This window comes from Mesorhizobium sp. M1403, assembly GCF_040317695.1.
GTDB lineage: Bacteria > Pseudomonadota > Alphaproteobacteria > Rhizobiales > Rhizobiaceae > Mesorhizobium.
The window spans coordinates 37,164-51,260 of record NZ_JAMYKY010000028.1 but is presented as its reverse complement, the minus strand read 5'-3'; the positions used below and the strand labels follow the sequence as shown (position 1 = coordinate 51,260).

Sequence of the window (14,097 nt, the reverse complement as noted above, 5' to 3'; positions counted from 1 at the left end):
TTCAAGCCTGTTGCGGAAGCCAGGGCCCATCGCGGCAGCCAAAGCCTATTGTGGAAGCATGTCCTTGAGACGAAGCAGCGCGATGCGCTCGACCTGTCTGCAGGCGGTTTCGAATTCGACATCGCGGCTGTTGCCGATACGCGTTTCGAACTCGGCCAGGATGTCCTCCTTGGTCTTGCCCTTCACTGCAATGATGAACGGGAAACCGAAACCGGTGACGTAGGCGGCATTGAGCTTTGCGAACAGCTCGCGCTCGTTGTCGGTCAGCGCGTCTAGCCCGGCCGAAGCCTGTTCCCTGGAGGATTCCGCGGTTAGCCGCTTGGCCTGCGCCAGTTTTCCGGCAAGGTCGGGGTGGGCATTGAGCACGGAAAGCCGCTCGGCCTCGCTGGCCGCGCGAAAGACGCGGCAGAGCGCGTTGTGCAGGCCGCCGGCACTGTCATGCGCCGGGCCGAGTTCCAACTCGTAGGCGCGCTCGGCAATCCACGGCGAATGTTCGAAGACGCCGCCGAATGCGTGGACGAAGGCCTCGAATTCCATTTTCGACGGGCGCAATGCCGGCAACCGGAACGGATGCGTCTCCTGCCAATGTTTTGCAATGTCGATGCGCCGTGCCAGCCAGACCTTGTCGTGTGATTTGACGTAGTCGATGAAGCGCTTCAGTGCCGCGACCCGGCCCGGCCGCCCAACCAGGCGGCAGTGCAGGCCGATATTCATCATGCGCGGCCGCCCTGCCTTGCCCTCGGCATAGAGCGTGTCGAAACTATCCCTGAGATAGGCAAAGAACTGGTCGCCGGAGTTGAAGCCCTGCGGCGTGGCAAAGCGCATGTCGTTGGCGTCGAGCGTATAGGGGATGACCAGCTGCGGCTTCGCCGACCCGTTCGGTGTCACATGCTCGAACCAGTAGGGCAGTTCGTCGTCATAGGTGTCCGACACATAGTCGAAGCCGCCTTCTTCCGCCGCCAGACGCACCGTGTTGATCGACGTGCGGCCGGTGTACCAGCCGGTCGGCCGCGCGCCTGTCACCTCATAATGCAGCCGTATCGCCGCTTCCATGTCGCGGCGCTCGTCTTCTGGCGCGTGGTCGCGGTAGTCGATCCATTTCAGCCCGTGCGAGGCGATCTCCCAGCCGGCCTCCTGCATCGCTGCGACCTGGTCGGGCGAGCGCGCCAGGGCCGTGGCGACGCCGTAGCAGGTGACCGGCACCTGTGCCGCGCTGAACAGGCGCAGCAATCGCCAGAAGCCGGCGCGGGCGCCGTATTCGTAGATCGATTCCATGTTCCAGTGGCGCTGGCCGGGCCAGGGCGCGGCGCCGACGATCTCCGACAGGAAAGCCTCCGAGGCCTTGTCGCCGTGCAGGACGCAATTCTCGCCGCCCTCTTCGTAATTGACGACGAACTGGACCGCGACATGCGCCCCGCCGGGCCATTTCGGATCCGGCGGATTGGCTCCGTAGCCGCGCATGTCTCGTTCGTAACGCATTCTCGCTCCTGCCGGAAATTGTGATCAGGATAGTCGAAAGGAGTGCCTGCGCATTCCCCCGAAATTTTTGAAAGTGTTTTTGTCGCGCTCCGCTCGACCGGGACTTATGCATCGCCTTTAATTGGCGCACAATTCATGAATAGTGTTCGACTGTGCAGGGAATGGAGCAGCCAGTGGCGGAAACGTCGAAAGCCGAAGGCGGGCGCCTGACGACCCATGTCCTCGACACCGCGGCCGGCAAACCGGCGGCCGGTCTGTCGATTGAGCTCTATCATCTTGACGGCCAGGCCCGGACGCATCTGAAAACGGTCGTCACCAATGATGACGGCCGTTGCGATGCTCCGTTGCTTGCCGGCGCGGAGTTCCGTACCGGCGAATACGAATTGGTCTTTGCGGCCGGCGATTATCTGCGCCGGCAGGGGACAAAACTGCCGGAACCGGCCTTCCTCGACCATGTGCCCATCCGCTTCGGTATGGCCGAGCCGATGCACTATCATGTGCCGCTGCTTCTGTCGCCGTACGGCTATTCGACCTACCGGGGAAGCTGAGATGGCCGGGATCAAGACACGCAACGAAATCCGGTTCATCCTCAATGGCGAGGACGTCGCGCTCGGCACGGTTGCACCCGACCAGACACTGCTCGACTGGCTGCGGCTCGACCGCTCGCTGCGCGGCACCAAGGAAGGTTGCGCCGAGGGCGACTGCGGCGCCTGCACGGTGCTGGTCGGCAGGCTCTCCGGTGGAACACTGGTCTATGAAAGCGTCAATGCCTGTATCCGCTTCCTTGGCTCGCTAGACGGCACGCATGTCGTGACCATCGAGCATCTGCGCGGCGACGCAGGAAAACTGCACCCCGTGCAGCAGGCGATGATCGATTTCCACGGCTCGCAATGCGGCTTCTGCACGCCGGGTTTCGTCATGTCGCTTTATGCGCTGTGGATGCGGTCGCCGGAGCCGTCGGACGCCGCCATCGAAAAGGCACTGCAAGGCAATCTCTGCCGCTGCACCGGCTACGAGGCGATCATGCGCGCCGCACGTGCCATCTCCAGCTACGGCAAGGCGGCAAAGGATCCGTTGGTGGCGGAGCGCAAGGCAGTCACGGCCAAGCTAGAAGCGATGAAGGACGGTTCGCGCATCGAGATCGGCTCCGGCAACAAGCGGCTGATCGTGCCGGCCAATGCCGACGATCTGGCCAGCGTGCTGGTCAAGGAGCCGGGCGCCACTATCGTCGCCGGTTCGACCGATGTCGGCCTTTGGGTGACCAAGCACATGCGCGATATTGCGCCGGCGGTTTTCATCGGCAATCTCGGTGGATTGTGCGAGATGTCCGAGGACAAGGGCGTCATCTCGATCGGCGCCGGTGTCACCTATAGCGAAGCCTTCTCGATGCTGGCGAAACGCATCCCGGCGCTAGGCCCGCTGTTCGACCGCATCGGCGGCGACCAGGTGCGCAACATGGGCACCATCGGCGGCAATATCGCCAACGGTTCGCCGATCGGCGACACGCCGCCGCCGCTGATCGCACTCGGTGCCCGCCTGACGCTGCGCCGCGGCGACAAGCGGCGGACGATCCCGCTCGAGGATTTTTTCATTGCTTATGGCCGACAGGACCGGCAGCCCGGCGAATTCGTCGAGGCCGTGCATGTTCCGCTGCCGGGCAGCGAGACGAAATTTGCCGTCTACAAGATCACCAAGCGCCGCGACGAAGACATCACCGCAGCGCTAGGCGCGTTTTTCCTGACGCTGGCCGCGGACGGCACGGTGGCGGAGATACGCATCGCCTATGGCGGCATGGCGGCAACGCCGAAGCGCGCCTTTGGCGTAGAAAAGGCATTGCTTGGCAAGCCCTGGACGGAAGCGACGGTCGAGGCGGCGATGGCCGCGTACGCCGGCGATTTCACCCCGCTGACCGACATGCGGGCAAGCGCCGAATACCGGGCGCTGGCGGCGCGCAACCTGCTGCTGCGCTTCTTTGCCGAAACCATGGGCACCCGGGCGCCGATCCAGGTATCACGGCACGAGGCGGCATGATGAACAAGCACGCCACTCCGAACTTGAAGGCGCAAAAAATCGCCGGCGGCGTCGCCACCGATCAGCGCCATGATTCCGCGCACAAGCATGTCAGTGGCACGGCCGTCTATATCGACGACATGCCGGAACCGGCCGGCACGCTGCACGGCTGTCTTGGGCTTTCGGCGGCGACGCATGCCACCGTCACCAGCATGGACCTGTCGGGGGTCCGCGCCGCACCCGGCGTCATCGACGTGCTGACGGCGAGCGACGTGCCCGGCGAAAACGATATTTCGCCGACCGGCCGCCACGACGAGCCGGTGCTTGCCGACGGCAAGGTGCAATTCTTCGGCCAGCCGATCTTCTGCGTCATCGCCGAAACCCGCGAGCAGGCGCGCCGGGCGACGAGGCTGGCCAAGGTCGAATACAAGGAATTGCCGTTCGTCGCCGATATTGGCGAGCTCGATCCCCGGAAAGACAAGCTGGTCACGCCGCCGCTGACCCTGAAGCGCGGTGATGCAGCGGCTGCGATCAAGGCAGCGCCACGCCGGCTGAAAGGGCAGATGCGCATCGGCGGCCAGGAGCATTTCTATCTCGAGGGTCATATCGCCTTGGCCATCCCTGGCGAGGACCACGACGTCACCATCTATTCCTCGACCCAGCACCCGAGCGAAATCCAGCACATGGTCAGCCATGCGCTCGGTGTTCCGAGCCACGCGGTGACGGTGGAAATCCGCCGGATGGGGGGCGCTTTCGGCGGCAAGGAAACGCAAGGCAATCAGTTTGCGGCATTGGCCGCTATCGCCGCGAAGAAACATCATCGGGCCGTGAAAATCCGGCCCGACCGCGACGACGACATGATCGCCACCGGCAAACGCCACGATTTCCTCGTCGACTACGAGGTCGGCTTCGACGATGAGGGCAATATTCTCGGCGTAGATTTCATGTTCGCGGCGCGCTGCGGCTTCTCGGCCGACCTCTCCGGCCCGGTCACCGACCGCGCGCTGTTCCATTGCGACAACACCTATTTCTGGCCGGCGGTGCACGCGCAATCGGCGCCGCTCTACACCAATACGGTATCGAACACCGCCTTTCGCGGCTTCGGCGGCCCGCAAGGCATGGTCGGCGCCGAGCGCGTCATCGACGAAGTCGCGTTTGCCGTCGGCAAGGACCCGCTCGAAATCCGCAAGAAGAATTTCTACGGCACCAGCGACCGCAACATCACGCCCTACCACCAGACGGTCGAGGACAACATCATCCACCGCATCGTCGCCGAGCTGGAGGCGAGTTCCGACTATGCAAGGCGCCGCCGCACCATCGATGCTTTCAATGCCAACAGCCGCCTCATCAAGCGGGGACTGGCGCTGACGCCGGTCAAGTTTGGCATCTCGTTCACCGCCACCCATTACAACCAGGCCGGCGCGCTGGTGCATGTCTATACCGATGGTTCAGTGCACCTGAACCACGGCGGCACCGAGATGGGGCAGGGCCTCTATGTCAAGGTGGCGCAGGTTGTGGCGGAAGAGTTCCAGATCGACCTCGATCAGGTCAAGATCACCGCGACGACGACCGGCAAGGTGCCGAACACCTCGGCCACTGCCGCGTCTTCCGGCTCCGACCTCAACGGCATGGCGGCGCAGAACGCCGCCCGCCAGATCAAGGACCGGCTGACCAATTTCGCCGCCGAGAAATTCCAGGTGCCGCGCGACCAGGTGCTGTTCCTGCCAAACCGGGTGCGCATCGGTAACCAGGAGATCGCCTTCGCCGATCTCGTCAGGCAGGCCTATATGGCGCGCATCCAGCTTTCGGCGGCTGGCTTTTACAAGACGCCGAAAATCCATTGGGACCGCGACAAGGGCGAGGGTCGCCCCTTCTATTATTTCGCCTATGGCGCGGCTTGCTCGGAAGTTTCGGTCGACACGCTGACCGGCGAATATGTCGTCGAGCGCACCGATATTCTGCACGAAACCGGGCGTTCGCTGAACCGCGCCATCGACCTCGGCCAGATCGAGGGCGGCTTCATCCAGGGCATGGGCTGGCTGACCACGGAGGAACTGTGGTGGGACGACAAGGGGCGGCTGCGCACCCATGCGCCGTCGACCTACAAGATCCCGCTCGCTTCGGACCGGCCGAAGATTTTCAACATCACGTTGGCCGACTGGGCGGAAGCAGGCGAGCCGACGGTGCACCGCTCCAAGGCGGTCGGCGAGCCGCCCTTTCCGCTCGCAATGTCGGTGCTGCATGCGCTGTCGGATGCGGTGGCGAGCGTTGCTGGCCACAAGATCTGCCCGCGCCTTGACCCGCCTGCCACGCCGGAACGGGTGCTGATGGCGATCGAACGGCTGAAGCGAGAAGCCAGGACCGGCACTTGAATCCCGGAAAACGTGCAATTCAGGCCGAAAAACTCTATATTTCCCAACAGGGAACGCGAATGATGAACGCGAAAATGCAGAGCCTGAAAGCCTTTCTTGCCGGTGCCTGCCGGGTCGCCTTGGTTGAGGTGGCCGGGACAAAAGGCTCGACGCCGCGCGAGAGGGGTGCCTTCATGCTCGTCTCAGGATCGGCCACTTTCGGCACGATCGGCGGCGGCCAGCTCGAATATATGGCGATCGACAAAGCGCGGCAGATGCTTGGTCGATCGGCCTCAGGTTCTGGCGAATCTGTCGAGGCTGGCGCCGCCCCTCATCCGCCTGCCGGCCCCTTCTCCCCGTATAGTTACGGGGAGAAGGGGGCTGGCCGCAACGCTGTCGCGACGCTCGACGTCGCGCTCGGCCCGGAGATCGGGCAGTGCTGCGGCGGCAGGGTCGAGGTGCTGATCCGGCTGGTTGACGCCGGGCTTGAGGCCAAGTTGGTCGCGGCGGCGGAAGCCGAGGAGGCGCAGCTGCCGCATGTCTACATCTTCGGCGGCGGCCATGTCGGCCATGCGCTGGCCTCGGCGGTGGCTTTGCTGCCGGTGCATGTCGTCATTGCCGAGACGCGAGCCGAAGCGCTGGAGGGCATGCCAGACACGGTCGAAACCTGTTTGACGCCGATGCCTGAGGCGATGGTGCGCGAAGCCCCGGCTGGATCCGCCTTCGTCGTCCTTACCCATGACCACGCGCTGGATTTCCTGATCGTCGCCGAGGCGCTGAAACGCCGGGATGCCGCCTATGTCGGCATGATAGGCTCCAGAACCAAGAAGGCGACGTTTCGGAACTGGTTCCTTAAGTCGGCGGACGGAAGCGAGGCGGAATTTGACCGCCTCGTCTCGCCGATCGGCGGCGATGCCGTCAAGGACAAGCGCCCGCAAGTGATCGCCGCACTCGCCGCAGCCGAGATCATGACGGCGTTGGCCGCCCACGCGATAGAACCGGCAGCTCCGTCCAAAGCACGTCGTGGCAAGGCGATGGCGGGCTGACGTTTCCTTCTATTCCTGTTCCTGCGTGTGTGCCTCGAGGAACCACAGCAATTTGTCGAGCGAGCGTGAATAGGCGGTGAAGATGTCGGCGGTGTCGGCGTCGCCCGCTCCCGCCGCTTCGTCGATCGCCGCGCGTGCCCGCTTGGCGGTCGCGGCATAGCGGTCGATCAGCGCCGCCAGATGATCTCGGGTCTTGTGGATGTCGGTCGGATAGGCCTCGAGCATAGTCGCCTTCGACACCTCCTGCGATGTGCCGAGCGCCGTGCCGCCGAGCTGTACGGCGCGCTCGGCAATGGTGTCGACATGTCCGTCGATCTCCTCGCGGAACGTGTCGAGCATCTCATGGATGGCGATGAATTGTGGCCCCTTGACGTTCCAGTGCGCCTGCTTAGTGATCAAGGCCAGATCTATGGCGTCGGCGAGGCGGGCGTTGAGAAGATCGATACACTCTTTCTTGGCATTGGATTGCAGGTCGTTGCGGGTGGCGATGGCATCCATGATCGGCTCCTGTGGCGGTTGCGTCCGCGTGGTTTGAAGAGGGCGAAGTTTGTGGAAGGTCAATCGAACATGCGCGCAGACGCCCTCATCGCCGCGGCACAGCATCCCAAAACGGCGATCTCCGACTTTCGTTCCGCTCGTCGTTTACGCTGGCCTTTTCAAGCCCAGATGGTCGCGCAGCGTGCTGCCGTCATAATCCGTACGGAACAGACCGCGCCGCTGCAGCTCCGGCACGACAAGCGTGGCAAAGGCATCGAGTTCGCCGGGAAAATAGGATGGCATCAGGTTGAAACCGTCTGCCGCGCCGCCCTCGAAGCGTGCTGCGAGCTGGTCGGCGATCTGGGCCGGAGTTCCGACGACGCGCCAATGGCCGCGCGCGCCGGCGAAATGACGGGCAAGCTGGCGAATGGACAGGTTGTCGCGGCGCGATTGCTCGATGACGAGCGCCTGCCGGCTCTGCATGCCTTCGCTGGCCGGCAGCTGCGGCAGCGGTCCGTCGATGGGATAGCGCGAGAGATCGGATATGCTGAGATAGCTGGAAAGCAGCGCAACGCCGACATCGTCCGGTATCAGCTCCTGCAGTTCATCATGTTTTGCCCGGGCTTCCGCTTCGCTTGCCGCGACGACCGGCGCCACCCCAGGCATGATCTTGAGGTCGTCCGGCTTGCGCCCATAGGCAGCCAGCCGTCCCTTGAGGTCGTCGTAGAAGGCCTTCGCTTCCTCGAATGTCTGCGCCGCCGTAAAGACCACGTCGGCGGTCCGGGCGGCGAGGTCACGACCCTCGTCCGACGCTCCCGCTTGCACCATGACCGGTGCACCTTGTGGCGAGCGCGGCAGATCGAGCGGGTCACGCACCGAAAAACTTCTGCCTTCGTGTCCACCCTGGCCTCGCCAAAGGCCGGCAACCACGGCAGCGAATTCGCGCGCCCGCCCGTAACGGTCCGCATGCGGGCGCAGACCGGTCGAGCCGAAATTGGCGGCCTCGATCTGGCTGGCCGAAGTGACAAGGTTCCAGCCGGCACGCCCGCCGCTCAGATGGTCGAGCGACAGGAAGGTCCGCGCCAGCCCGTAAGGCTCGTTGTAACTCGTCGATGCCGTGGAGACGAGGCCGATGCGCTCCGTCTGCACCGCGAGCGCCGCAAGCAGGCTGATCGGCTCGAAGCCAATCGAGCGCGACGTTTGGCTGGCGATGTCGACATTGGCCTCGCGCACACCGGCGGCGTCCTCGCAGAAGATCATGTCGAACTTCGCCGCTTCCGCCGTCCGCGCCAGCTGGATGTAATGATCGATGTCGATGCCAGCCGTGACATGCGCCTGCGGATGGCGCCAGGCGGCGATGTGGTGGCCTGTCGCCCATAGGAAGGCGCCGAGCTTCATCTGGCCTCGACCGGCGCTCATTGCCGATCCTCCCCTGCAAGCCCGAGATGGGCCCGCAGTGTCGCCGCGCTGTAGCCGGACCGGACAAGGCCGCGGCGGCGAAGCTCCGGCAGCACGAGACCGATGAAATCGTCGAGCGCCGACGTGAGCGGCACGGCGATGTTGAAACCGTCGCAGGCTTTCGAGCGAAAGCACTCTTCGAGCCTATCCGCAAACATATCCGGCATGGCGGCCATCTCGCCATCCGTGACAACATTCATCAGCACCTTCAGCCCCTCCGGCCTGCGCCCGAAGGCAAGCGCACGGCGCTTCAGATCGTCAGCCCAGTCGATCGATCGCTGGTCTAGCAGGACAACATCGGCGGTGCGGGCGGCGATATCCATGTCGGGCTCGGACAGGCCGGACATGACCAGCACCGGCGTGTCCTGCGGCGACCGCGCCACGTTGAGCGGCCCGCGCACAGAAAAATATTCGCCCCTGTGGTCGAGAAGGTGCATCTTCTCGGGATCGAAGAAGCGGCCGCCACTTTTGTCGAACAGAAGCGCGTCTGCGTCCCAGCCTTTCCACAAGCCTTGCACGATGCCGACGAATTCCTCGGCGCGCAGGCGGAATGCGTCGCCGGAAAACCCTTCCGGTCGGCTGAAATTGGCCGCCTCGCGCGGGTCGGGCATCATGCTGGCGTTCCAGCCGGCGCGGCCATGGCTGATAATGTCGAGCGAAGCGAAACGGCGCGCGAGATTATAGGGCTGGTGGGCGACCATTGACGCCGCGGCGATGAGACCGATCCTGCTTGTCACCGTCGCCAGCGCTGCCAGCAAGGTCGTTGCTTCGAAGCGCATTTGCCGGTTCGGTCCGCCTGCAACCGGCGCGGAATCGGCGAGCAACACCATATCCAGGCCGGCCGCTTCGGCTTTTTGCACGGACCGCGTCAGCAGACTGAAATCCGGAACGACGTCGGACGGAGAGGAGGGAGCAGTTTCCGGAGCTAGTGAAACGGCTAGATGCATTGTGGCGCCGCTGGCCATCGGTCTTCCCTGGTGAGTGAGATTCCATAAGAAATATCTTCGCCGGCTGGACGGAAAGCAACCGGCCAGCCGGCGATCATTTGCCGGCCAGAATATCCCTGATCAGCCGCTGGCAGCGCTCGGCCATGAAGTCGAGCAGCAGCCGCACCTTCGGATCCTGCAGCTTCTTATGCGGGTAGACGGCGGCGAATTGCACCGGCGTCGGCGGCGTTTTGCTCAGGATCACCTTCAGCCGCTGGTCGCGGATAAACGGCTCGACCTCGAAGCGCGGCTTGTTGATGATGCCGCGGCCGGACAGCGCCCAGCCGGTCAGCACGTCGCCGTCATCGGTATCGTAGGGGCCGTGCACCTCGAACTTTTGCGGCCCGTTCCGCGTCTGCAGGGTCCAGACATATTCGCGCGCGCCGGAATAGCGCAGCATCAGGCAATCGTGCTTCTTGCCGATCAACTCGCTCGGCTCGCTCGGCTCGCCGCGCGCCTCCAGATATTGCGGAGCCGCCACCAGCACTCGCTCGCAGTCCATGATGCCGCGCATCCTGAGGCTGGAATCCTCGATGATGCCCAGCCGGAACGCAACGTCGATGCCTTCCTTCATGATATCGACATTGTGGTCGGAAAGCCGGAGCCGCACCTCGATATCTGGGTATCTGTCGTGGAAATCCGGGATGCCGGATGCCACCAGTCTCCGCCCGAGGCCGAGCGGCGCTGTCACCTTTATGGTGCCGCGCGGCTGGCCGGATAACGCGCTGACCGCAGCTTCGGCCTCGGTGACCGCCTCGAGCACCTGCTTGGCGCCGGAATAGAACACCGTGCCGTGCTCGGTCGGCATCAACTGCCGCGTCGTGCGGTTGAACAGCCTGACACCGAGATGCTTCTCGAGCTCCTTGATCCGGTTGGAAGCGACCGCCGGCGAAATGCGCATGTCGCGCCCAGCCGCCGACAAATTGCCGAGTTCGACGACGCGAACAAAAACGGCGATGTTATCGAGATAGGCCATGCGGCTTTCGGGGCTCTCATGTGGCTGCGTATGATCAGCCTAGTATTTTCCAATTTTTTTTGAAAGTCATCGTGCACCTCAGCCCTTTCCGTTTGCGCTCCAGTCCGTAAAGTCAGTCGATCGGCAGGGACGATTTTTCATGATGGATTTCGCGATATTCTGGGATTGGCTGAGTTTCGCCGTGCGCTGGCTGCACGTCGTCACCGGCATCGCCTGGATCGGCTCGTCCTTTTATTTCGTCGCGCTCGACCTCGGCCTGCGCCAACGCCCGGGCATGCCTGCAGGCGCTTTCGGCGAGGAATGGCAGGTGCATGGCGGCGGCTTCTACCACGTGCAGAAATATCTGGTGGCACCGGCCGAAATGCCCGAGCACCTGACCTGGTTCAAGTGGGAATCCTACGCCACCTGGCTGTCAGGCTTCGCGATGCTGTGCGTGGTCTATTATGCCGGGGCGGACCTGTTCCTGATCGATCCGAATGTGCTTGCCATGTCGGTGCCTACAGGCATCTTGCTGTCGCTGGCGACGATCGGCGTCGGCTGGGTGGTCTACGATCTCCTGTGCCGTTCGCCGCTCGGCAACAGCGACACCGGCCTGATGCTGGTGCTGTATGGGGTGCTGGTATTCATGGCCTGGGGACTGACCCACCTGTTCACCGGCCGCGCCGCCTTCCTGCATCTTGGCGCCATCACCGCGACGATCATGTCGGCCAACGTCTTCATGGTCATCATCCCCAACCAGAAGATCGTCGTCGCCGACCTGATCGCCGGCCGTAAGCCCGATCCGAAATACGGCAAGATCGCCAAGCAGCGCTCGCTGCACAACAACTACCTGACGCTGCCCGTTTTGTTCCTGATGCTGTCGAACCATTATCCGCTGGCGTTCGGGACAGAGTTCAACTGGGTCATCGCCTCGCTGGTGTTCATCATCGGCGTGCTGATCCGGCACTATTTCAACACCAGGCATGCGCGCAAAGGCAATCCGACCTGGACCTGGCTGGCGGCGGCCGTGCTGTTCTTGGTCATCATCTGGCTGTCGACGGTGCCGAAGTTGCTGACCGGCGAGGCGAAGGCGTCGGCGGCGGCCCAGGTCTACGTTGCCTCGGCGCATTTCCCTGCCGTGCGCGATACGGTGCTTGGCCGCTGTTCGATGTGCCACGCCGCGGAGCCGTCCTACGAGGGCATCTACCACGCGCCGAAGGGCGTGATGCTCGACACCGATGCCGGCATCGCCGAGCACGCCGGCGAGATCTACCTGCAGGCCGGCCGCAGCCACGCCATGCCGCCCGCCAACGTCACCCAGATCACCGACAAGGAACGGGCGCTGCTGGTGGCATGGTTCGAAGGCGCAAGGAAATGACCAGCACGCTCCTGCGCGGCCGCACGCTGTCGTTTTTGCGCTGGCCCGAAACCGTCGACGACCATTCCGCCTGGCGCTACGAGCAAGATGGCGGCCTGCTGCTCCGCGATGGTAGGATCATTGCCGCCGGCGCCTATGCCGAGGTCGAGAAAAAGGCGGGCGAGGGAACAAGAAAGGTCGACCATCGGGCGCATCTGCTGCTGCCCGGGTTTATCGATGCGCACGCGCATTTTCCGCAGATGCAGGTCATCGCTTCCTTCGGCGCCGAGCTGCTCGACTGGCTGAACACCTACACTTTTCCGGAAGAGACAAAATTCGGGAACGCTCAGCATGGCCGCCGTATCGCCAGGCTGTTCCTGGATGAAGTATTGCGTCATGGCACGACGACTGTCGCCGCCTATTGCTCGGTACACAAGGAATCGGCCGAGGCGTTCTTTGCCGAGTCGCATGACCGCAACATGCTCAACATCGCCGGCAAGGTGATGATGGACCGCAACGCGCCGGACGGCGTGCTCGACACGCCGCAATCGGGTTATGACGACAGCAAGGCGCTGATCGAGGAGTGGCACGGCAAGGGGCGCCAGCACTATGCCATCACCCCGCGCTTCGCCATCACCTCGTCACCCGAGCAATTGGAAACGGCGGGCGCGCTCTGCCGCGAATATCCGCAATTGCATATGCAGACGCATCTGTCGGAAAACCACGCCGAGATCGCCTTCACGCAGCAGCTTCATCCGCAGGCGCGCGACTATACCGATGTTTATGAGCATTACGGGCTGCTCGGGCGCAGAAGCCTGTTCGGCCATTGCATCCATCTGTCGGAACGCGAGGCGGATGCGCTTTCCGATAGCGGCTCGGTGGCGGTGTTCTGCCCGACCTCCAACCTGTTTCTCGGCTCGGGCCTGTTCGATTATCAGCGCTATCGCCGCCGCGAGAAGCCGCTCCGCATCGCCGCCGCCACCGATGTCGGCGGTGGCACCAACTATTCGATGCTGCGCACCATGGACGAGGGCTACAAGGTGATCGCGCTGAATGGCGAGAAGCTCAATCCGTTTCAGTCATTCTGGCAACTGACCCGCGGCAATGCTGAGGCGCTGTCGCTTGTGGAAAAGATCGGCACTCTGGAGGAAGGCAGCGACGCCGATATCGTCGTGCTCGACGCCCGCGCCACGCCGGCGATGCGGCTGCGGGTGGAGACGGCGGACACGCTCGCCGAGGAATTGTTTCTGCTGCAGACGCTCGGCGACGACCGCGCCGTGCACGAGGTCTATGTCGCCGGTCGGGCAGCTAAGGCGGACATGGCGACCTAGCTGGTCCCGGCGTCCCGGCTTGACCGAACGGCAGCCATCGGCCAAAGCGTGCGGCGAGATTGACAGGGGAACGACATGGCCGTTGCGGACGACATCGCTCTGATCAAGAAACAGGAAGCCGCGCTTGTTTTCTCCGCCTTCGACGAGGCTGTCGCTTTCGAGATCGGCTCGGCGATCCGCGACCGGGCTTTGACCGAGAACCTGCCGATCATCATCGATATCAGAACCTTCGATCGGCCGCTGTTCTATGCGGCAATGCCCGGCTCGAACGCTTCCAATCCGGACTGGGCGCGGCGCAAGATCAACGTCGTGCGGCGGTTCCTGAAAAGCACCTACCGCATGGTGCTGGAGCAGCAGCGCCCCGACCGCAGCTTCAAGCCTGGCGAGGGGCTGGACATTGTCGACTACGTGCTGGCCGGCGGCGGCTTTCCCATCACTGTCAAGGGCGCCGGTGTCATCGGCGTGATCGCCGTCTCGGGCCTGCCGGAGCGTGAGGACCATGGTGTGGTCGTCGATGCGCTCTGTGCCTATTTGGGCGTCGATAACCAGGAGTTGGTCCTGCCGCCGGAAGCAACATCGTGACGTTGGCGCCGCCCCTCATCCGCCTGCCGGCACCTTCTCCCCGTCTAGCGACTGGGAGAAGGGAA

12 protein-coding genes are annotated in these 14,097 nt (G+C 63.6%); 7 read left to right on the top strand and 5 right to left on the bottom strand.

What is annotated here, in order from left to right; translation table 11 throughout:
- Window positions 1-45 precede the first annotated feature (45 nt).
- On the bottom strand, window positions 46-1,479 hold the full coding sequence (gene puuE, locus NKH01_RS29410; RefSeq protein WP_023718080.1) for an allantoinase PuuE: 1,434 nt from the start codon (window positions 1,477-1,479) through the stop codon (window positions 46-48).
- A 173-nt stretch (window positions 1,480-1,652) separates the two neighbouring features.
- On the opposite strand from puuE, the gene uraH reads away from it, so the two are divergent.
- From uraH to xdhC, 4 genes are all read left to right on the top strand, one after another.
- The gene (gene uraH, locus NKH01_RS29405; protein ID WP_023676223.1) at window positions 1,653-2,027 is read left to right on the top strand and encodes a hydroxyisourate hydrolase; all 375 of its coding nucleotides are present in this window, start codon (window positions 1,653-1,655) and stop codon (window positions 2,025-2,027) included.
- A 1-nt stretch (window position 2,028) separates the two neighbouring features.
- A complete protein-coding gene (gene xdhA, locus NKH01_RS29400; RefSeq protein WP_353023700.1) occupies window positions 2,029-3,510 on the top strand; it encodes a xanthine dehydrogenase small subunit in 1,482 nt (493 codons plus the stop codon).
- A complete protein-coding gene (gene xdhB, locus NKH01_RS29395; RefSeq protein WP_353023699.1) occupies window positions 3,510-5,861 on the top strand; it encodes a xanthine dehydrogenase molybdopterin binding subunit in 2,352 nt (783 codons plus the stop codon). The genes xdhA and xdhB overlap by 1 nt, the downstream gene beginning before the upstream one ends.
- Window positions 5,862-5,923: 62 nt before the next feature.
- Window positions 5,924-6,886 carry a xanthine dehydrogenase accessory protein XdhC gene (gene xdhC, locus NKH01_RS29390; RefSeq protein ID WP_353023697.1) on the top strand — a complete coding sequence of 321 codons (963 nt, stop codon included), beginning with the start codon at window positions 5,924-5,926 and terminating at the stop codon, window positions 6,884-6,886.
- 9 nt (window positions 6,887-6,895) lie between these two features.
- Here xdhC and dps read toward each other — a convergent pair whose 3' ends face one another.
- From dps to NKH01_RS29370, 4 genes are all read right to left on the bottom strand, one after another.
- Window positions 6,896-7,384, bottom strand: coding sequence for a DNA starvation/stationary phase protection protein Dps (gene dps / locus NKH01_RS29385; RefSeq protein ID WP_023718076.1), 489 nt, complete (start codon window positions 7,382-7,384; stop codon window positions 6,896-6,898).
- A 144-nt stretch (window positions 7,385-7,528) separates the two neighbouring features.
- Window positions 7,529-8,782, bottom strand: a complete 1,254-nt coding sequence (locus NKH01_RS29380; RefSeq protein ID WP_023718075.1) for an LLM class flavin-dependent oxidoreductase — start codon at window positions 8,780-8,782, stop codon at window positions 7,529-7,531.
- Window positions 8,779-9,786 carry an LLM class flavin-dependent oxidoreductase gene (locus NKH01_RS29375; RefSeq protein ID WP_031193704.1) on the bottom strand — a complete coding sequence of 336 codons (1,008 nt, stop codon included), beginning with the start codon at window positions 9,784-9,786 and terminating at the stop codon, window positions 8,779-8,781. The genes NKH01_RS29380 and NKH01_RS29375 overlap by 4 nt, the downstream gene beginning before the upstream one ends.
- A gap of 76 nt (window positions 9,787-9,862) precedes the next feature.
- On the bottom strand, window positions 9,863-10,783 hold the full coding sequence (locus tag NKH01_RS29370; protein WP_023718073.1) for a LysR family transcriptional regulator: 921 nt from the start codon (window positions 10,781-10,783) through the stop codon (window positions 9,863-9,865).
- A gap of 139 nt (window positions 10,784-10,922) precedes the next feature.
- Between NKH01_RS29370 and NKH01_RS29365 the strand changes: the two genes are divergently transcribed.
- The 3 genes from NKH01_RS29365 (at window position 10,923) to NKH01_RS29355 (ending at window position 14,032) form a co-directional block, all read left to right on the top strand.
- The gene (locus tag NKH01_RS29365; protein ID WP_023718072.1) at window positions 10,923-12,140 is read left to right on the top strand and encodes a urate hydroxylase PuuD; all 1,218 of its coding nucleotides are present in this window, start codon (window positions 10,923-10,925) and stop codon (window positions 12,138-12,140) included.
- Window positions 12,137-13,450 carry a guanine deaminase gene (gene guaD / locus NKH01_RS29360; protein ID WP_353023693.1) on the top strand — a complete coding sequence of 438 codons (1,314 nt, stop codon included), beginning with the start codon at window positions 12,137-12,139 and terminating at the stop codon, window positions 13,448-13,450. Before NKH01_RS29365 ends, guaD begins: the two co-directional genes overlap by 4 nt.
- A gap of 75 nt (window positions 13,451-13,525) precedes the next feature.
- Window positions 13,526-14,032, top strand: coding sequence for a heme-degrading domain-containing protein (locus NKH01_RS29355; protein WP_352484371.1), 507 nt, complete (start codon window positions 13,526-13,528; stop codon window positions 14,030-14,032).
- Window positions 14,033-14,097: the final 65 nt, after the last annotated feature.

Excerpts from the sequence above, each read along its gene's own strand:
- xdhA (WP_353023700.1), top strand. The coding sequence starts at position 2,029 with ATGGCCGGGATCAAGACACGCAACGAAATCCGGTTCATCCTCAATGGC.
- xdhB (WP_353023699.1), top strand. The coding sequence starts at position 3,510 with ATGAACAAGCACGCCACTCCGAACTTGAAGGCGCAAAAAATCGCCGGC.
- NKH01_RS29375 (WP_031193704.1), bottom strand. The coding sequence starts at position 9,786 with ATGGCCAGCGGCGCCACAATGCATCTAGCCGTTTCACTAGCTCCGGAA.
- xdhC (WP_353023697.1), top strand. The coding sequence starts at position 5,924 with ATGAACGCGAAAATGCAGAGCCTGAAAGCCTTTCTTGCCGGTGCCTGC.
- guaD (WP_353023693.1), top strand. The coding sequence starts at position 12,137 with ATGACCAGCACGCTCCTGCGCGGCCGCACGCTGTCGTTTTTGCGCTGG.
- puuE (WP_023718080.1), bottom strand. The coding sequence starts at position 1,479 with ATGCGTTACGAACGAGACATGCGCGGCTACGGAGCCAATCCGCCGGAT.
- NKH01_RS29370 (WP_023718073.1), bottom strand. The coding sequence starts at position 10,783 with ATGGCCTATCTCGATAACATCGCCGTTTTTGTTCGCGTCGTCGAACTC.
- dps (WP_023718076.1), bottom strand. The coding sequence starts at position 7,384 with ATGGATGCCATCGCCACCCGCAACGACCTGCAATCCAATGCCAAGAAA.
- NKH01_RS29355 (WP_352484371.1), top strand. The coding sequence starts at position 13,526 with ATGGCCGTTGCGGACGACATCGCTCTGATCAAGAAACAGGAAGCCGCG.
- NKH01_RS29365 (WP_023718072.1), top strand. The coding sequence starts at position 10,923 with ATGATGGATTTCGCGATATTCTGGGATTGGCTGAGTTTCGCCGTGCGC.
- NKH01_RS29380 (WP_023718075.1), bottom strand. The coding sequence starts at position 8,782 with ATGAGCGCCGGTCGAGGCCAGATGAAGCTCGGCGCCTTCCTATGGGCG.